This window comes from Citrobacter sp. VF227 (genome assembly GCF_052950715.1).
In genome coordinates this window covers 766,344-784,460 of record NZ_JBRFVF010000002.1, presented here as the reverse complement: position 1 = coordinate 784,460, position 18,117 = coordinate 766,344, and the positions used below count along the sequence as shown (strand labels likewise).

Genomic DNA, 18,117 nt, shown 5'->3' with positions numbered 1-18,117 from the left:
AGTTAACCGCGTCACAGTGTGGAGAAAGAAATGGCTCGTCTGGCTGCATTTGATATGGATGGCACCCTTTTGATGCCGAATCACCATTTAGGTGACGAAACGCTTTCAACGCTGGCGCGCCTGCGTGAACGCGATATCACCCTGACATTTGCCACCGGCCGCCATGTGCTGGAAATGCGCCATATTTTGGGTTCGATCTCACTGGACGCCTTTTTGATCACCGGTAACGGCACGCGCATTCACTCCCAGGAGGGCGATGTGTTGCACCGACAGGATCTGGATCCGAATGTTGCGGATATCGTGTTACATCAGAAATGGGATACCACCGCCAGCATGCATGTCTTTAATGACAACGGTTGGTTCACCGGACAAGAGATCCCCTCGCTGTTACAGGCGCATGTATATAGCGGATTTCGCTACCAGATCGTCGATGTGAAACGTATTCCGGCTCATCAGGTAACGAAGGTCTGTTTCTGTGGCGATCATGAGTCTCTGATCCAATTGCGCATTCAACTGAATGAAGCGCTGGGAGAACAGGCGCATCTCTGTTTCTCCGCGTTTGATTGCCTCGAGGTGCTGCCGCTGGGCTGTAACAAAGGATCCGCGCTGGCGGTGTTGAGTGACCACTTAGGGTATTCAATGGCCGAGTGTATGGCATTTGGTGATGCTATGAACGATCGCGAAATGTTAGGCAGCGTTGGGCGTGGTCTTATTATGGGTAACGCAATGCCGCAACTGATGGCTGAACTGCCTCATTTATCGGTGATTGGGCATTGCCGTAATCAGGCGGTGTCACACTTTTTGACGCATTGGCTGGACAATCCGCATCTACCTTATTCCCCCGAATGAGAGATCCCTTCCAGCAAGCCAGACTTCGCGTCTGGCTTTTTTTTGTCTGCTCAGTGTGTATTCAGCAACTGGGCAAGTTCTGCTTTCCACGGCGTTAAATCACCAATGTGCGCGTCGACCCACTGCGGGTTGTAGTAGGTTTCCAGATAACGTTCGCCGCTGTCACACAGCAGCGTCACCAGTGAACCCGTTTCTCCGGCGTTGCGCATGCGCGCGGCAAGTTGCAGCGTTCCCCACATGTTGGTGCCGGTTGAGGCGCCGACTTTACGACCCAACTGCGTTTCCAGCCAGTGCGCGGTCGCCACGCTTGCGGCATCCGGTACGCGCAGCATTTCATCAACTACGTCAGGAATAAAGGACGGTTCGACACGCGGGCGGCCGATGCCTTCGATTTTGCTTCCGACCGGGCTGCGCAATGTCGCATCGCGCTCCTGCCAGAAGGGCAGAAAAACCGAGTTCTCCGGGTCTACTACCATCAGACGAGTGTCGTAGCCCTGACAGCGAATATAACGGCCAATGGTTGCTGAAGTGCCGCCGGTTCCGGCGCTCATTACGATATGACGGGGGACGGGGTTGGGCTCGCACTGCATCTGACGGAAAATGCTGTCGGCAATATTGTTATTGCCGCGCCAGTCGGTGGCGCGCTCAGCATAAGTGAACTGGTCCATGTAATGACCGTTCAGCTCACGCGCCAGCTGTTCAGAGGCTGCATAGATTTCGCAGGCGCTTTCCACGAAATGACAGCGACCGCCGTAAAATTCAATCTGTTCAATTTTACGTTTCGCGGTGCAGGAAGGCATGACGGCAATAAACGGCAGTCCTAACAGTCGGGCGAAATAAGCCTCAGAGACCGCCGTTGAACCGGACGATGATTCAATAATGGTGGTGCCTTCTTTGATCCAGCCATTGCACAGTCCGTACAAAAACAGTGAACGCGCCAGACGATGCTTCAGGCTCCCGGTAGGATGCGTGCTCTCATCTTTCAAATAGAGCTGAATACCCGGAAACGCCGGTAGCGACAGACGAATGAGATGCGTATCCGCAGAACGCTGATAATCCGCGTTGATTTCATTGATGGCGTTTTTAACCCAGGAGCTATTCATAATTAATGGATATCCATTTGTCATTTTGTGCCCAGAATAGCGAAAAGCACGGAAAAAATTGTTGCCATTTAGCCTTTAAAATAGAATGTAAGGAGAAAATTCTTCTCTGTGGAGTGGATATGTTAGACAAAATTGACCGTAAGCTGCTTGGCTTACTGCAACAGGACTGCACCCTTTCTTTGCAGGCGTTAGCAGATGCCGTTAATCTGACTACCACCCCCTGCTGGAAACGCCTCAAACGGCTCGAGGATGACGGTGTTCTGCTGGGTAGAGTCGCTTTGCTGGACCCCGAAAAACTGGGGCTGGGCTTAACCGCGTTTGTGCTGATCAAAACTCAGCACCACAGCAGCGAATGGTATTGCCGCTTTGTTACCGAAGTCACCGGTATGCCGGAAGTACTGGGGTTCTGGCGTATGGCAGGGGAGTATGACTACCTGATGCGAGTGCAGGTTGCTGATATGAAAAGCTACGATGAATTTTATAAACGCCTGGTGAACAGCGTACCGGGCCTGTCTGACGTCACCTCCAGCTTTGCGATGGAACAGATTAAATACACAACAGCTCTCCCTATTGAATAATTCTCCCGGCGCTTATTGCCGAAAATTTTGTCAGGACATTACGCGTGCGATTATTTGCTCAATTAAGCTGGTACTTCCGCCGGGAGTGGCGTCGCTACCTCGGGGCGGTGGCCCTGCTTATCATCATCGCTATTCTTCAGCTTATTCCGCCGAAAGTGGTTGGGATCATTGTCGATGGGGTAACCACTCAACGCTTCACCACCGAGCGGCTGCTGATGTGGGTGGGAACCATTGCATTGATCGCCGTGGTGGTTTATTTGCTGCGCTATGTCTGGCGCGTGCTATTGTTTGGCGCATCCTACCAACTGGCGGTTGAGCTGCGGGAAGATTATTACCGTCAGTTGAGTCGCCAGCATCCAGAGTTTTATCTGCGTCACCGCACGGGCGATCTGATGGCGCGTGCCACCAACGATGTCGATCGCGTGGTATTCGCCGCTGGTGAAGGCGTGCTGACGCTCGTAGATTCTCTGGTCATGGGATGCGCGGTGCTGATCGTGATGTCCACGCAGATCAGCTGGCAGCTCACGCTCATTGCGCTGCTGCCGATGCCGGTGATGGCGTTAATGATCAAGCGTTACGGCGATCGACTCCACAACCGCTTTAAGCTGGCTCAGGCGGCGTTTTCCAGTCTCAACGATCGTACTCAGGAAAGTCTGACCAGTATTCGCATGATCAAGGCCTTTGGTCTCGAGGATCGGCAGTCGGCATTATTTGCCGCAGATGCCGAAGATACCGGTAAGAAAAACCTGCGCGTGGCACGCATTGACGCTCGCTTTGATCCCACAATTTATATCGCCATTGGGATGGCTAATCTACTGGCGATTGCCGGAGGAAGCTGGATGGTGGTACACGGTTCGCTGACGCTCGGCCAGCTCACCAGCTTTATGATGTATCTCGGCCTGATGATTTGGCCGATGCTGGCGCTGGCATGGATGTTTAACATCGTCGAGCGTGGCAGCGCCGCCTACAGCCGTATTCGCGCCATGCTGGCTGAGGCACCGGTGGTGGATGACGGCACAGAACCCGTGCCGGAAGGACGCGGCGAACTGGCGGTGGCGATTCGCGAATTTTGCTACCCGCAAACCACCCACCCGGCACTGGAAAATGTGAACTTCCAGCTCAATCCAGGGCAAATGCTGGGCATTTGTGGTCCGACCGGCGCGGGGAAAAGTACGGTGTTGTCGCTGATCCAGCGTCATTTTGATATCACCGAGGGCGATGTGCGCTTTCATGATATCCCGCTGACGCGCTTACAGTTGGATAGCTGGCGCAGCCGACTGGCGGTTGTCAGCCAGACGCCATTCCTGTTTTCGGATACCGTCGGCAACAACATCGCGTTAGGGCGTCCGCAAGCCACGCAGGAAGAGATCGAACATGTGGCGCGCCTCGCCAGCGTCCATGAGGATATTTTACGTCTTCCACAAGGCTATAACACCGAAGTAGGCGAACGCGGGGTGATGCTGTCGGGTGGACAAAAACAGCGTATTTCTATCGCCCGAGCGCTACTGCTGAACGCTGAAATCCTGATTCTGGATGATGCGCTGTCGGCAGTAGATGGTCGTACCGAGCATCAGATCCTGCATAACCTGCGCCAGTGGGGCGAAGGCCGAACCGTGATTATCAGCGCCCACCGCTTATCCGCCCTGACGGAGGCCAGCGAGATTATTGTGATGCAACATGGGCATGTTGCCCAGCGCGGCGAACATGAGGCCTTAGTGCAACAGCCAGGCTGGTATCGCGATATGTACCGCTATCAGCAACTGGAAGCGGCGCTGTCTGATACACCAGAAATAAACGAGGAGGCGGCTAATGCGTAGTTTTGGGCAGCTATGGCCGACCCTGAAAAGACTACTGGCGTACGGCTCTCCGTGGCGAAAACAGCTGGCAATTGCGGTGGTCATGCTGTGGGTGGCGGCGGCGGCGGAAGTCAGCGGCCCGCTGCTGATTAGCTATTTTATCGATAACATGGTGGCGAAGAATAATCTGCCGCTGGCAATGGTCGCCGGGCTGGTTACGGCGTATATCGGCCTGCAACTGCTGGCGGCAGGCCTGCATTACGCACAGTCATTGCTGTTTAACCAGGCGGCGGTTGGCGTAGTACAACAGTTACGCACCGACGTAATGGACGCGGCGTTACGCCAGCCGCTGAGCGCCTTTGATACGCAACCTGTCGGGCAGCTTATCTCCCGCGTGACCAATGACACCGAAGTTATTCGCGATTTGTACGTGACGGTGGTTGCAACGGTGCTGCGCAGCGCGGCCTTAATCGGCGCCATGCTGGTAGCGATGTTTAGCCTCGAGTGGCGTATGGCGCTGGTGGCGATGGCCATTTTCCCGGCTGTGCTGGTGGTGATGGTGATTTATCAACGTTACAGCACCCCGATTGTGCGCCGGGTTCGCGCTTATCTGGCGGATATTAACGATGGCTTTAACGAAGTTATCAACGGCATGAGCGTTATCCAACAGTTCCGCCAGCAGGCGCGATTTGGCGAGAGAATGGGCGAGGCCAGCCGTTCGCACTATATGGCGCGTATGCAGACTCTGCGCCTGGATGGCTTTTTGCTGCGTCCGCTGTTGAGCCTTTTCTCGGCGCTGATCCTCTGCGGTTTGCTGATGTTGTTCAGCTTTACCTCTGGCAGCGCCATCGAGGTTGGCGTGCTGTACGCGTTTATCAGCTATCTTGGCCGTTTGAACGAACCGCTGATTGAGTTGACTACCCAGCAATCCATGTTGCAACAGGCGGTTGTCGCCGGTGAGCGAGTGTTCGAGCTGATGGACGGACCACGTCAGCGCTATGGTGACGATGAGCGACCGCTGAAGAGCGGGGACATTGAGGTGGATAACGTTTCATTTGCCTATCGTGACGACAATCTGGTGCTGCAAAACATCAGCCTGTCCGTACCATCGCGCAGTTTTGTGGCTTTGGTCGGACACACTGGCAGCGGCAAAAGTACGCTCGCCAGCCTGCTGATGGGGTACTACCCTCTGACGCAGGGTGAAATCCGTCTTGATGGACGGCCGTTGTCTTCACTGAGCCACAGTGCATTGCGTCAGGGCATCGCGATGGTGCAGCAGGATCCGGTGGTGATGGCAGATACTTTCCTGGCAAACGTCACGCTGGGTCGTGATATCTCAGAAGAACGGGTGTGGCAGGCGCTGGAAACCGTACAGCTAGCGGAACTGGCGCGGGGTCTAAGTGAGGGGATTCATACCCGGCTGGGCGAGCAGGGCAATAATCTCTCTGTTGGGCAGAAACAGCTGCTGGCGCTGGCACGGGTATTGGTTGAAACGCCGCAGGTGCTGATCCTCGACGAAGCCACGGCCAGTATTGACTCCGGCACTGAACAGGCCATACAGCACGCGCTGGCGGCGATACGTGAACACACCACGCTGGTGGTGATTGCGCATAGGTTATCGACGATTGTCGATGCGGATACCATTCTGGTGCTGCATCGTGGGCAGGCGGTTGAGCGTGGTACGCACCAGCAATTACTCGCGGCACAAGGCCGTTACTGGCAGATGTACCAGCTGCAGCTGGCGGGTGAGGAGTTAGCCGCCAGCACGCAAGAGGATTCTGTGCTCGCCTGATAGCGTAGCTCTGATACGACAATCAACAATCTGGTGCAAAAATGTAACGCACTATGCACCGCCATAGTGCGTTTTTTCTTTTTCTCCCTCGACAGTACCCTGTAAGCCTGAACTATTCCGCATTTTTCATTCCTGGCACATCCCTTGCAACATTCAACAGGTGTATCTGCAGCCACTACTGAATTCTGACTGGAGGGGATCTATGAAGCTGGTTACCGTGGTAATCAAACCGTTCAAACTCGAAGACGTCCGTGAAGCATTGTCGTCTATTGGTATTCAGGGGCTAACCGTCACCGAAGTGAAGGGGTTTGGCCGACAGAAAGGTCATGCTGAGTTGTACCGTGGGGCAGAATATAGCGTCAACTTTCTGCCAAAGGTGAAGATTGATGTGGCGATTGCCGACGACCAACTGGATGGCGTGATTGATGTCATCAGTAAGGCGGCCTACACCGGAAAAATTGGCGACGGCAAAATCTTCGTCGCCGAACTGCAACGTGTGATTCGTATTCGTACCGGCGAAGCCGACGAAGCCGCACTGTAATTTCTGGCACACAGTGATAGGAAACCAAAAAATGAAGATAGCGACGATGAAAACGGGTATTGCTTCACTGGCGCTGCTGCCGGGGCTGTCGATGGCGGCACCGGCTGTTGCGGATAAAGCGGATAATGCTTTTATGATGATCTGTACCGCACTGGTGCTGTTTATGACTATCCCAGGCATTGCGCTGTTCTACGGCGGTTTGATTCGCGGTAAGAACGTGTTGTCGATGCTGACCCAGGTTACAGTGACATTTGCTCTGGTTTGTATTTTATGGGTGGTTTATGGCTACTCACTGGCCTTTGGTGAAGGGAATAATTTCTTCGGCAACTTTAACTGGGTATTGCTGAAGAACATCGCGCTGACGGCGGTCACGGGGAGCTTCTACCAGTACATTCACGTTGCTTTTCAGGGCTCGTTCGCCTGCATCACCGTGGGACTTATCGTTGGGGCACTGGCTGAACGTATTCGCTTCTCTGCGGTGCTGATTTTTGTGGTGGTGTGGCTAACGCTATCCTATATTCCCATTGCCCATATGGTCTGGGGCGGCGGCTTGCTGGCTTCCCATGGCGCCTTGGATTTTGCAGGTGGAACAGTGGTGCACATCAACGCGGCGATTGCCGGCCTGGTGGGGGCGTATCTGATTGGCAAACGCGTCGGTTTTGGTAAAGAAGCCTTTAAACCGCACAATCTGCCGATGGTCTTCACCGGTACCGCTATCCTTTATATTGGTTGGTTTGGCTTTAACGCTGGTTCTGCGGGTATGGCGAATGAAATCGCTGCACTGGCCTTCGTCAATACCGTGGTTGCCACCGCGGCCGCCATCCTCGGATGGATCTTCGGCGAATGGGCGCTGCGTGGCAAACCGTCTCTGCTGGGCGCGTGTTCTGGCGCCATTGCCGGTCTGGTAGGCGTAACACCTGCATGTGGCTATATCGGTGTTGGCGGTGCGCTGATTATTGGTGTCGTTGCGGGGCTGGCAGGTCTGTGGGGCGTAACCATGCTGAAGCGTTTTCTGCGCGTGGATGACCCGTGTGACGTGTTTGGCGTTCACGGTGTGTGCGGCATTGTCGGCTGCATCATGACCGGAGTTTTCGCTGCAAGTTCTCTGGGAGGCGTGGGCTTTGCCGAGGGTGTGACCATGGGGCATCAGCTGCTGATACAACTGGAAAGCGTGGCGATCACCATCGTCTGGTCCGGTGTGGTGGCTTTCATTGGTTATAAGCTGGCGGACATGACGGTTGGTCTGCGCGTACCGGAAGAGCAGGAGCGCGAAGGTCTGGATGTGAACAGCCATGGTGAGAACGCTTATAACGCCTGAATCTCAAACTGCCGGATGGTGCTAAACGCTTATCCGGCCTACGATGATTTAGTCTGTAGGCCGGATAAGACATCAATTGCGATTACGCATTACCCCTTCCTGGACGGTAGAAGCGACCAGCACGCCGTCCTGGGTATAAAACTCTCCGCGAACAAAGCCCCGGGCACCGGAGGCCGAAGTACTCTCGACGTTATACAGCAGCCACTCATTGATATTGAACGGACGGTGGAACCACATGGAATGGTCAATGGTGGCGATCTGAATCCCTTTCTCCAGGAAGCCAATCCCGTAGGGCTGCAGCGCAACAGGCAGGAAGTTCAGATCTGAGGCATACCCCAGCAGATACTGATGAACGCGCAGATCGTCTTGTAGTGTTCCGTTGGCTCGGATCCACACCTGACGCGCCGGAGGTGCGACGTGACCTTTTAAGGGATTATGAAACTCCACTGGTCGCACTTCCAACGGACGATCGTTAATAAATTTTTCTTTCAACAACGGCGGCAGCAAATGCGCCACTGAGCGGGCAATTTCCGTTTCTGATTTCAGCTCATCGGGACCCGGTGCCTTTGGCATGGTTTTCTGATGTTCAAATCCGTCTTCCGGTGCCTGAAACGAAGCAGTCATGTAAAAAATGGGTTTACCATTCTGGATCGCGGCAACGCGACGTGCGCTAAAGCTGTTACCATCACGCAGGACTTCCACATCATAGATGATCGGCTTTTGGCTATCGCCGGGGCGTAAAAAATAACTGTGAAAGGAGTGCACCAGGCGCTCTTCCGGTACGGTTTCTTTTGCGGCATATAGCGCCTGACCGACAACCTGTCCCCCAAAAACCTGACGTAACCCTAAGTCTTCACTTTGGCCCCGAAAGAGTCCTTCTTCAATTTTTTCCAGATTTAACAATGTCAGCAAATTTTTCAGTGCCAGACTCATACGTGCTCTCCAGGTGATATCGATGTCGCAGCGAGGTAGGCAGAGTATAACGCAATTTTAAAAGTGGTCCGATGGGTGCAATTGTCTGAATTACTGGCCGATTACAGGCAAAACCAGCTGTCTTGTGCCACACTTAGTCACGTTATGTTTTTGTTAACCACTCTTCTGGCGAGGAAAGTTCTCGCTGGTGCATAGATGATAAGGAGAATTTAATGAAACTCGTGCACATGGTAAGTGGTTTAGCGGTTGCGGTCGCTTTAGCGGCCTGTGCTGATAAAAGCGCGGATATTCAGACACCTGCGCCAAGCCCTAATACGTCAATTGCTGACGCACAGTCTAAAATTCAACAGCCGAATGTCTCCGGTACAGTATGGATCCGTCAGAAAGTGGCCTTGCCACCTGATGCGGTGCTGACCGTGACGCTGTCGGATGCGTCACTGGCTGATGCGCCGTCAAAAGTGCTGTCGCAAAAAGCGGTTCGTACTGAAGGTAAGCAAGCACCGTTCAGCTTCGTATTACCGTTTAACCCGGCAGATATTCAGCCTAACGCGCGTATCCTGCTGAGTGCGGCCATTACGGTTAATGACAAACTGGTCTTTATCACCGATACCGTTCAGCCGGTGATTAATCAGGGTGGTAAGAAAGCCGACCTGACGCTGGTGCCTGTGCAGCAAACGGCAGTACCGGTTCAGGCGGGTGGTGGCTCTGCAACCACGGTGCCGTCAACGTCACCAACCCAGATGAATCCGTCTTCTGCGGTTCCTGCTCCCACGCAGTACTAAGGTTTTCATAACCCTCTCCGCCTGGGGAGGGTTAGTACACCCAGCGATAGCGCTGTAAATCGATCTGTCCGCTTCCTGAAACCACGATCCCTTCTGCCAGTAACGCCTGACGTTGGCGTTGCAGGTCAGGCCCAGTCAGCGAAATAATACCATGGCGATTGACCACCCGATGCCAGGGCAGGCTACTCCCTTCGGGAAGACGTTTAAGCACGCCGCCTACCTGACGCGCAGCCCGAGGCGATCCCGCAAGCCTGGCCACATCGCCATAAGTGGTGACGAAACCTTCGGGAATTGACGCGACAATTTGCCAGACGCGTTGGGGGAAAGTGTCTTGTATATCCATCATTTATTCCTGCGCTAATCCTTCAGCATAATGCCGAATGGTGAAGGAGTGAAGCCGCATTGCGCAAGAAAACAGCATCCGGTGCTGGATGGGTTGCAATTACAGGGTGCAGCAGTGATAATGCGCCTGCGCGTTGGTTAACAACGCTCTCAATGGGGGCTCTGTTGGTTCTCCCGCAACACTACTCTGTTTACCAGGTCAGGTCCGGAAGGAAGCAGCCAAGGCAGATGACGTGTGTGCCGGGATGTAGCTGGCAGGGCCCCCACCCAATTCTGCCGTCCGGCAATTTTCCTTCTGCTTATCTACTTTTTTTGTCATCGTATTGTCATTTTAATGTCATCAAATGCTGTCAATGTGTTTCGGGGATGTTATTTGATGCTTTTGCCGCTGCCATCGCGTTGTAATGCCATGGGCCCTACATCCGATGTCTTTTGGCTGACCACAAGGATTTTTTACGATGTCGACCGCTGTATTGAATGTCAAAATTGATGAGGCGCTAAAAGAAAAGCTTCGCCATTACGCTGAAGTACATAACGAGAATTTAAGTATCGCAACGGAAAAACTGCTGCTAATCGCATTTTCCGCCGTTGAAGAGGCAGGAGTCTCTGCTGAGGATATCGATAGCCAGCATACGGAAGAATCCGTAGTTGACGCTCTGACTCCTAAAGAAATCAAAGCATTGCGAAGATTGCTGAAGAAGAAAAAATGAAACAACAACCGCTCTCAACCGCCTGTAATTACAGCGAAGCCTGTGAAATGCTGCGCTCCGGTTATGTGAAACATGTTCGTTTGAGCTGGAATGTCGGCAGCGATGAGTTCTTTCGTATTGCCTCCGACTGGTGTGATGCAGGGGCAAAAATTAAAAAAGATGGTGAGAATTTCGTCATTTCGCTGAAGGGATTTCCGGTTCCCCCTCAGCGGTAATATTGCCGGGACTTCCTCGTCCATTGCGGCATTCCTGGGCGAGTCCGTTGACTCGTGGCTTAGATTATTTTACGCATTTTCCCGCTGCTGGCCTGTAAACGCAGATTATCCCAAATGGGTTGCAATACTCTGAAGGCGGCGCGCGCAGTGTCATCCGGTAACGTGAAGGGCATACGCAAAAAGCGATCGAATGCGCCATTAAGGCCAAATCGCGTACCGGTACCCAACTGGATGCCAGCGCTTTCGACGCGCGTGGCAAAGAGCGTTGCCAGCGTATCGGGTAGTTCAACCCAGAAAGAGAGTCCTCCCTGTGGCTGGGTAAATTGCCACTCCGGGAAATGTGAGTTCATCAGGCTCGAGCACAAGTCTCGCTGCGATGTGAGCAGGCGTCTTCTGCCAGGAAGAAAGTCGGCGGCGTTATCCAGCAACCAGCTGGTGGCGAGTTGTTCCAGCACCGGAGAGCCCAAATCGAAGGTGTCGCGGGTTTGTACCAGCGCGGCAATGGTACGCGACGAGGCCCGAATCCAGCCCAGACGTAATCCGCCCCAAAAACTTTTCCCTGCCGAACCCAGCAGAATTATCGGTGCATCGCGATTGAATGCAGCAAGTGGCGGTGGAGGCGGGGCGTCATACCACAGGTTCACCATGGTCTCATCGACCACCAGTGTGGTGCGTGTCCTTTCAGCAATATCCGCCACGACCTGGCGAGTTGCGGCGTCCATACAGCGGCCGGTCGGGTTGTGAAAGTCCGGCATCAGATAGGCCATTCTCGGGGCGGTTTGCGCGAGAGTGGCAACCAGACCCGCCGTATCCCAACCGTGCTCAGGCAGCGACACGCCGACGGGGCGACATGACGCCCCTTGTATTGCTGCAATCGCCAGCGGATAAGTGGGATGATCGACCACTACGCGATCGCCGGGACCGGTGAGTAAACGCAGGATCAGCGCCAGTCCGCTGACCGCGCCGTTCACGACCATTATTTCATCGGGCTGTGTCGGGAGTCCGCGTTCGCAATAATGCCGGGCGATGGATTCACGCAAAACAGCCAGTCCCTGTGGCAGATACCCAGAGCTGAGCAAATGCTGCGGCATCGCAAACAGCGCTTGCTGGTAAGCCTGGTGAATTTCAGGGCCAGCACTCAGTGCCGCCGTGGACAAATCAAGCGCTGTGCCGGTGCTGGTTCGCGTTGGCACATGGCGAATGTGTTCCGGCAGGATCACCCGTGAGCCGCTCCCATGACGACTTTCCAGATATCCCTCTTCACGCAGTTGCGCCATGGCGCTGGCGACGGTGGTTCGACTTACTTCCAGAACGGCGGCGAGCTCGCGCTCACCGGGCAAGCGACTATCCAGCGCCAGTCGACCATCAAGGATCAGCAGACGTAATGCTTCCGCCAGCTGTCGCCAGATAGGCGTTCGTGAGGGGCTTTCCTGCCAGTGCCCGAGCAGGCGCTGCAAAGATTGACTTCCGTAACGGCGAGATGACATAACAGTCCACTTTTTGAAAACTGGACATTAATCATAGTGCCAATTGCGGTGAAGATGAAAGCCATCTGAGAGTAAGAGGGAAATAACATGCTGCGTCGTTTACTTCAGCTGTTTATCGGGCTGACGCTGTACGGTGTGTCGACGGCGATGTTTGTCCGTGCCGATCTAGGGGCCGATCCGTGGAACGTATTTCACCTGGGCGTGGCAAATTTAGTGTCGATGAATATCGGTGTCGTGATTATCGCCGTGGGCGTAATGGTGCTGCTGGCATGGATACCGCTACGCCAGCGCCCGGGGTTTGGCACGTTGAGCAACGTGATTATGATCGGGCTGGCGGCAGATGTCGCACTGGTGGTGATACCGGGATTTGAATCCCTGATGGCGCGCAGCGGGCTGCTGGTGTCAGCGGTGATCCTGAATGCGTTAGCCACCAGTCTGTACATTGGCGCCGGTTTTGGCGCAGGCCCGCGTGATGGTCTGATGACTGGTATTCACGCGCGTACCGGCTGGCCAGTACGACGAATTCGCACCGCAATTGAAGTGTCTGTTCTGCTTATCGGCTGGCTGCTGGGGGGAACCGTCGGGGTTGGGACGGTGCTGTATGCGCTGGCTATCGGGCCGCTCATTCAGATTTGCCTGCCGTGGTTTCGCCATCAGCCGCAGTCGCGAATCCGTCCCAGGAATGCGCCTGGGGCACGATCGTCTGCTGGCGACTAAACTTAGTCTCGACTGACGCGGCCGGAATCGGCTTGCCGCGCAGTACACTTCGGAGGTTTTTCTCATGAAGTATGTTGATGGCTTTGTGGTTGCCGTACCCGCTGAAAACAAGGAGGCGTACATTGCGATGGCGGCAAAAGCAGCTCCGCTTTTCAAGGAGTTCGGCGCATTGCGCGTGGTGGAGTGTTGGGCAGATGATGTTCCCGACGGCAAACTGACCGATTTTCGCATGGCAGTGAAAGCCCTGGATCATGAAGAGGTGGTATTCAGTTGGATTGAATACCCTTCCAAAGAGGTCCGTGACGCGGCGAATCAGAAGATGATGTCCGATCCCCGGATGAAGGAATTCGGGGAATCTATGCCATTTGATGGCAAGCGGATGATCTACGGTGGATTTGCGCCCATCATGGAAGAGTGATGTGACTGGCTGTGCGGCGTGCCGCCAGCCATCTCAGTATCAACCGCTACGTTAAAGCCGTTTTTCCGCCCACAGAATAAATGCCGCCTTCGGCAGCGCTTTGCTATAAAGCCAGCCCTGACCATACTGTACGCCATGCTGGCGTAGCCAGGCTTCCTGCTTCTCGGTTTCAATACCTTCAGCCACCATCTCCAGCTTCAGTGTTTTCGCGATCTCGATGATATGCGGTGTGACGTTGTTGTACTCCAGCGCATCGACAAACGATTTGTCTATCTTCAGGATGTCCACATCCAGATCCTGCAAATAGCTCAGACTGGAATAGCCGGTGCCAAAGTCATCAATATAAATTGAATGACCAGCCTGACGGTATTTGGCAATAAAGGGCGCACTGTTTTTCGGGTCGGCAAACTCGCGTTCGGTCAGCTCCAGCGCGATTTGCTCAGGCTTTAGTTGCCATTGATTCACCTTGCGGCTCAACAGCGCAGGAAGCGTTTCCGAGGTCAGATCGGCTGACTCAAGGTTAATGGAGATATGCTGGTCAGGATGTTGACGCAGCCATCTTCCAAGATCGTCAAATACGCTTTCAATAATCAAAAGAGTAAGCGGCTCAGAAAGCCCGGTTTCTTGTGCCATTGCGACGAAAATTTCCGGCGACAGATAGCTTCCGTCGGCTTGCTGCCAGCGAGCCAGCGCTTCTGCCCCGACCACTTTGCCCATTTTAAGCGAGATAATCGGCTGGTAGTGAACCTTGATATCCCGATGCTGGATAGCGTCCTGCAATTGGTGATGGGGAGACTGTAAACGGCGTAAAATACGCAGAATAAAGGCGGCGGTGAGTAAACCGATAAGAATCCCTGCCGGCAGCCAGATCAGCGCCTGTCTATGCCAGCTTTTTTGCACAGGTAATGTGGATGCCCATGTTACAACCGTAATGCCCAACTCGGGGAAAGGGCGGGCGTTATAAATACTGCCATCTTTCTGAAAATGGGTAATCGAACGCTCTTGTTGCACATGGTGTAAAACGTCCGATGGCAGATCGGCGCTACTGGCTACCACCATGTTACGCGCGGTGCCAATGATGGCGACTTCAATCGGCCAGGATCCAAACGGGATGACGTCAATAAAAGAACCGGGATCGATCATCACGACGTAATGCTGGCTACCTAATGCCGCCATAAAACGTTTGATGCCCAAATCGTTTTGCGTGGTCAGCCACGCGCGATATCCATCTGGCGTGACTTTCATTGCCGGAGGAAACGCGACCGCCTGGCTTCTTTTTTCCAGGGATGAGCATTGTGGAACGTTATCTTTAAGGTACAGCACTTCCTGAATGTTACGGTAACTGTATGATAAACGACGCATTTCCAGCAAGTGTTCGTCGCTGCATGGCACGCCCTGAAAGGACTCGATACTGCGTAAGGCTTTTTTGGCCTGTTCGCCAACGCGTTCCGTACGTAATGCAGCGCGCATGGAGAACATATCGAGTTCATCGATAAATTTCGTTTCAACCTGACGATGCGCCAGCCACAGGCTTAAACCTACGGGGGCGAGGATGGAAAGAAACAGTACCCCTGTCACCAGGCTTATCAGATGTCGTGTTGTCACGGTGATATCCTTATTTACACAGCGTAGGGAAAGTATATCTGAAAGCCGAAAAAGCAATCCGATTGGCATCATATATTTACGGCCATTTATCGTCCCGTTAAAAAAACCACAACGTAAATCGGGTTGAGATTCGTACAAGAGTGGTGTATTTTTGTTTGTATGTTATAACATAACAATTTGAGGTTACCATGAAACCGGATATTCATCCTTTTTACCGTACCGTGGTGTTTCACGATACCAGCGCCAATGAATTCTTTAAGGTCGGTTCGACCATCAAAACGGAGCGTGAGATTGAGTTTGAGGGGAAAATGTACCCGTATGTGACTCTGGATATCTCTTCCAAATCGCATCCGTACTACACCGGGAAACAAAAAACCTTTGATAACGAAGGCAGTGCAGCACGTTTCCAGAAGCGTTTTGGTCATTTTATTGGCACTAAGCGAGGTTAAGATGCAGGTACTTAATTCACTTCGTAGTGCAAAACAGCGTCATCCCGACTGCCAGATAGTGAAACGCAAAGGGCGTTTGTACGTTATCTGCAAAACGAATCCGCGCTTTAAAGCGGTTCAAGGACGTAAAAAAAGACGTTAGTTTCTTTGCCAGCATTTCAGGGAATAAAGTGCGTTCCCTTTACAGGGACGCACTTTTTTTATCTGCGCTGAGACGCCCTTACTAACTGTTCTGGGACCGGGTTAGCGTAAACACATCGTAGAAAGAGAGCTCGCCCTTACGGGATATCATCTTTTGCAACTGCGTTTTATGTTCGCTATCGACGGAAGGTGAGTGCATGATGGTATCTATGAGTGAAGAGGGAACAAAGCGCGTGTTATACCATTCGCCGTTATAGCAAACTCTGAAATCCAGTACGTCGATATCTTCAAAGCGGTATCTTGGCGCAACGTCGAAAAAGAAAAACGCGTTGAGTATGACGAACAGAACCACCAGCAGCCATACTGAATCGACTAACGTTTCTGACTGTAGCATCACCGCCAGCGTGGCAAACCACGCAACATACATGCCGATAAACAGGCCAGGATATTTGCGAATAAAGCTGATGCTAAAGCGCGGTTTGTTGTCGCGTTTTTCGCGAATATTTAAGTCGTCGATGGTTTCGGTAAGCAGGCGCTGTATTTCTGTCATCTCTTGCCTTCGTGGTGTCTGCGATGTTCAGGTACGATCGCCCTATTTTAAAAGGGGATACCTTTTGATGAAAGTAACAGATTAACCACAATTTAGCATAACAGTTACATTTAAGATCACAGCGTTTTGATAATCCTGGCGGGATTGCCCCCGACCACGCTATTTGCTGGAACGCTTTTCGTAACCACCGCGCCTGAGGCCACAACCACATTATCACCCAACGTTACGCCAGGGTTTATCACCGCGCATCCACCTATCCATACGTTGTTGCCAATAGTCACAGGTTTGCCAAGCTCCATGCCACTGTTTCGCTCGGTGGCATCCAGCGGATGGGTCGCGGTATAGATATGGACTCCTGGAGCTAACATGCAGTTGTCGCCAATATGGATTGGGCAGACGTCGAGCATAACGCAGTCGAAGTTGGCGTAAAATTCTTTACCGAGATAGATGTTGTAGCCGTAATCACAGCGAAAAGAGGGTTCAATGTAAGCGCCTTTACTCTGGCCCAACAGTTCATGCAGAATAGCCTGTCGCTCACTTTTTTCATCAGGAGCGGTAAGATTGTAGCGCCAGGTCAACTGACGAGCGCGTAGCCGGTCGTGGCGTAACGTTTCATCTGCAGGGCTATAAAGTTCGCCAGCGATCATTTTTTGCTTTTCATTACTCATTACGAATTCCCTGTGTCTGGTAGTCATTTCAACACAGTAAAACGCAATGCACTCAAGGGGAACGTTCCCGTTTCTTCGCTGTGATCGTAGTCACGTGATTTGAATTAAATAATCATTGTAAATACGAAAATGGTCAGCCAGACAAATGTGCCGCGATACCTGACTTAACCTGTGAGTATTAGCGAATGAATTTCCAAACAGAAGTTGGAATCTTGTCGTAGAGCTTATTCATGGTCAATTCAGCAAGGCGATGATCTGCTGCTGAGTAAAATACAGCCAGTTCGTTGTCGGACAATTCATATTTATTTTTTTCAATAACGCGCTCAAGGGTGTCAATTGTCTGGCAACGTCGCAGGCGCATCAAATAATCAGTTTTAGTTAATGGTTTATCGGACATAACTCTTACCTATGATTGTAATAATTTTTAACAAGACAAACTAACAGGATTAGCCCTGGTGGCATTGACAAAACAGCGAAACAGTCGATTACCTGACTTCCGCCATTTCTGCAGATCCTGCATATTAATACCATAACTGCTGAACAACATAAAAGTGTCATCCAGATATTCATCTATCTGCGTAATCAGCTTATTGTCCTCATTGTACTTAATTTTATAATTAAGTGCGAAGGTTGCAATATGCTCTATCAGTTCATTGAGCTGCAAGCTGGTGGCAGAGGTAGGGTCATTAACCCAGCCATGGTTACTTTGTTCAAGGTTTGCAAGACAGTCATGATACAGGGTTTCACAGAGAAATTTAAGCTGTGCGATATCATGTCTTTTGGGTGAGTATTCATCCATAACGCATCCCCTTCTTAGTGGCTTAAACTAACCGAACACCTTTCGGGATGGATACAACAAACTACCTGGAACTTGCCCGCGACTCCTGATGATTTAACTATAATCTACTCTAAAAAAGATTTCATCGTCATATCACGAAAAATTACAATTATGCAAAATTATGATGCAGGGTCATTTTTACATTTTAACAGATCTCTGCCGCTATTCGAAATGGGACAACTTCTTTATTCTTCGGGCAATCATCGGGTTATCTTGATTAGGTTAACAAATGCAAGGCCACTGCCAACAATGTGAGCTGCTTACCAGGAATAATCTTAATATTTA

22 protein-coding genes and 1 other RNA gene are annotated in these 18,117 nt (G+C 52.2%); 14 read left to right on the top strand and 9 right to left on the bottom strand.

Features of this window, described 5'->3' with window-relative positions; genetic code table 11:
• Positions 1-30 precede the first annotated feature (30 nt).
• A complete protein-coding gene (gene cof / locus ACU8YC_RS11215; protein WP_187252912.1) occupies positions 31-849 on the top strand; it encodes an HMP-PP phosphatase in 819 nt (272 codons plus the stop codon).
• A 50-nt stretch (positions 850-899) separates the two neighbouring features.
• Here the strand turns inward: cof and ACU8YC_RS11210 are convergent, their stop codons facing one another.
• Positions 900-1,955, bottom strand: coding sequence for a PLP-dependent cysteine synthase family protein (locus ACU8YC_RS11210; protein WP_219608505.1), 1,056 nt, complete (start codon positions 1,953-1,955; stop codon positions 900-902).
• A 116-nt stretch (positions 1,956-2,071) separates the two neighbouring features.
• On the opposite strand from ACU8YC_RS11210, the gene ACU8YC_RS11205 reads away from it, so the two are divergent.
• The 5 genes from ACU8YC_RS11205 (at position 2,072) to amtB (ending at position 7,977) form a co-directional block, all read left to right on the top strand.
• Positions 2,072-2,530 (top strand): Lrp/AsnC family transcriptional regulator, encoded by a 459-nt coding sequence (locus tag ACU8YC_RS11205; RefSeq protein WP_003021649.1) that lies wholly within the window; start codon positions 2,072-2,074, stop codon positions 2,528-2,530.
• A gap of 44 nt (positions 2,531-2,574) precedes the next feature.
• Positions 2,575-4,347, top strand: coding sequence for a SmdA family multidrug ABC transporter permease/ATP-binding protein (locus ACU8YC_RS11200; RefSeq protein WP_151218634.1), 1,773 nt, complete (start codon positions 2,575-2,577; stop codon positions 4,345-4,347).
• Complete coding sequence (locus tag ACU8YC_RS11195; protein WP_187252910.1) at positions 4,340-6,118, top strand: SmdB family multidrug efflux ABC transporter permease/ATP-binding protein; 1,779 nt, start codon at positions 4,340-4,342, stop codon at positions 6,116-6,118. The genes ACU8YC_RS11200 and ACU8YC_RS11195 overlap by 8 nt, the downstream gene beginning before the upstream one ends.
• 202 nt (positions 6,119-6,320) lie before the next feature.
• Positions 6,321-6,659: a P-II family nitrogen regulator gene (glnK, locus tag ACU8YC_RS11190; RefSeq protein WP_003021657.1), complete on the top strand. Its 339-nt coding sequence runs from the start codon at positions 6,321-6,323 to the stop codon at positions 6,657-6,659.
• 31 nt (positions 6,660-6,690) lie between these two features.
• Complete coding sequence (gene amtB, locus ACU8YC_RS11185; RefSeq protein ID WP_151218637.1) at positions 6,691-7,977, top strand: ammonium transporter AmtB; 1,287 nt, start codon at positions 6,691-6,693, stop codon at positions 7,975-7,977.
• 72 nt (positions 7,978-8,049) lie between these two features.
• Here amtB and tesB read toward each other — a convergent pair whose 3' ends face one another.
• Positions 8,050-8,910, bottom strand: coding sequence for an acyl-CoA thioesterase II (gene tesB / locus ACU8YC_RS11180; protein WP_151218638.1), 861 nt, complete (start codon positions 8,908-8,910; stop codon positions 8,050-8,052).
• Between the two features lie 212 nt (positions 8,911-9,122).
• On the opposite strand from tesB, the gene ACU8YC_RS11175 reads away from it, so the two are divergent.
• Complete coding sequence (locus ACU8YC_RS11175; RefSeq protein ID WP_446895336.1) at positions 9,123-9,692, top strand: YbaY family lipoprotein; 570 nt, start codon at positions 9,123-9,125, stop codon at positions 9,690-9,692.
• Between the two features lie 31 nt (positions 9,693-9,723).
• Here the strand turns inward: ACU8YC_RS11175 and ACU8YC_RS11170 are convergent, their stop codons facing one another.
• Positions 9,724-10,035 carry a methylated-DNA--[protein]-cysteine S-methyltransferase gene (locus ACU8YC_RS11170; protein WP_151218774.1) on the bottom strand — a complete coding sequence of 104 codons (312 nt, stop codon included), beginning with the start codon at positions 10,033-10,035 and terminating at the stop codon, positions 9,724-9,726.
• A 162-nt stretch (positions 10,036-10,197) separates the two neighbouring features.
• Between ACU8YC_RS11170 and ffs the strand changes: the two genes are divergently transcribed.
• From ffs to ACU8YC_RS11155, 3 genes are all read left to right on the top strand, one after another.
• Positions 10,198-10,294: signal recognition particle sRNA small type (gene ffs / locus ACU8YC_RS11165), an RNA gene on the top strand.
• A gap of 198 nt (positions 10,295-10,492) precedes the next feature.
• Positions 10,493-10,744 carry a hypothetical protein gene (locus ACU8YC_RS11160; RefSeq protein WP_278238044.1) on the top strand — a complete coding sequence of 84 codons (252 nt, stop codon included), beginning with the start codon at positions 10,493-10,495 and terminating at the stop codon, positions 10,742-10,744.
• Positions 10,741-10,959, top strand: coding sequence for a hypothetical protein (locus tag ACU8YC_RS11155; RefSeq protein ID WP_151218641.1), 219 nt, complete (start codon positions 10,741-10,743; stop codon positions 10,957-10,959). The genes ACU8YC_RS11160 and ACU8YC_RS11155 overlap by 4 nt, the downstream gene beginning before the upstream one ends.
• 59 nt (positions 10,960-11,018) lie before the next feature.
• On the opposite strand, the gene yczR is transcribed toward ACU8YC_RS11155, so the two are convergent.
• A complete protein-coding gene (gene yczR, locus ACU8YC_RS11150; RefSeq protein ID WP_446895335.1) occupies positions 11,019-12,446 on the bottom strand; it encodes a MocR-like transcription factor YczR in 1,428 nt (475 codons plus the stop codon).
• Between the two features lie 87 nt (positions 12,447-12,533).
• Between yczR and yczE the strand changes: the two genes are divergently transcribed.
• On the top strand, positions 12,534-13,163 hold the full coding sequence (gene yczE / locus ACU8YC_RS11145; RefSeq protein ID WP_151218643.1) for a membrane protein YczE: 630 nt from the start codon (positions 12,534-12,536) through the stop codon (positions 13,161-13,163).
• A gap of 64 nt (positions 13,164-13,227) precedes the next feature.
• On the top strand, positions 13,228-13,581 hold the full coding sequence (locus ACU8YC_RS11140; RefSeq protein ID WP_151218644.1) for a DUF1428 domain-containing protein: 354 nt from the start codon (positions 13,228-13,230) through the stop codon (positions 13,579-13,581).
• A 51-nt stretch (positions 13,582-13,632) separates the two neighbouring features.
• Here ACU8YC_RS11140 and ACU8YC_RS11135 read toward each other — a convergent pair whose 3' ends face one another.
• Positions 13,633-15,186 carry an EAL domain-containing protein gene (locus ACU8YC_RS11135; protein WP_446895334.1) on the bottom strand — a complete coding sequence of 518 codons (1,554 nt, stop codon included), beginning with the start codon at positions 15,184-15,186 and terminating at the stop codon, positions 13,633-13,635.
• Positions 15,187-15,374: 188 nt separating this feature from the next.
• Here ACU8YC_RS11135 and ACU8YC_RS11130 point away from each other — a divergent pair, with 188 nt between their 5' ends.
• On the top strand, positions 15,375-15,635 hold the full coding sequence (locus ACU8YC_RS11130) for a type B 50S ribosomal protein L31 (protein WP_016152070.1): 261 nt from the start codon (positions 15,375-15,377) through the stop codon (positions 15,633-15,635).
• Position 15,636: 1 nt separating this feature from the next.
• Positions 15,637-15,777: a type B 50S ribosomal protein L36 gene (gene ykgO, locus ACU8YC_RS11125; protein ID WP_005125190.1), complete on the top strand. Its 141-nt coding sequence runs from the start codon at positions 15,637-15,639 to the stop codon at positions 15,775-15,777.
• Between the two features lie 81 nt (positions 15,778-15,858).
• Here the strand turns inward: ykgO and ACU8YC_RS11120 are convergent, their stop codons facing one another.
• The 4 genes from ACU8YC_RS11120 to tomB all read right to left on the bottom strand — a co-directional run bounded on the left by ACU8YC_RS11120 (position 15,859) and on the right by tomB (position 17,793).
• Complete coding sequence (locus ACU8YC_RS11120) at positions 15,859-16,326, bottom strand: YlaC family protein (RefSeq protein WP_187252906.1); 468 nt, start codon at positions 16,324-16,326, stop codon at positions 15,859-15,861.
• 116 nt (positions 16,327-16,442) lie between these two features.
• Positions 16,443-16,994: a maltose O-acetyltransferase gene (gene maa, locus ACU8YC_RS11115; protein WP_187252905.1), complete on the bottom strand. Its 552-nt coding sequence runs from the start codon at positions 16,992-16,994 to the stop codon at positions 16,443-16,445.
• Positions 16,995-17,172: 178 nt separating this feature from the next.
• Positions 17,173-17,391 (bottom strand): HHA domain-containing protein, encoded by a 219-nt coding sequence (locus ACU8YC_RS11110; RefSeq protein ID WP_002892050.1) that lies wholly within the window; start codon positions 17,389-17,391, stop codon positions 17,173-17,175.
• A 27-nt stretch (positions 17,392-17,418) separates the two neighbouring features.
• Entirely contained in the window at positions 17,419-17,793 is a 375-nt protein-coding gene (gene tomB, locus ACU8YC_RS11105) for an Hha toxicity modulator TomB (RefSeq protein ID WP_151218646.1), read from the bottom strand.
• Positions 17,794-18,117: the final 324 nt, after the last annotated feature.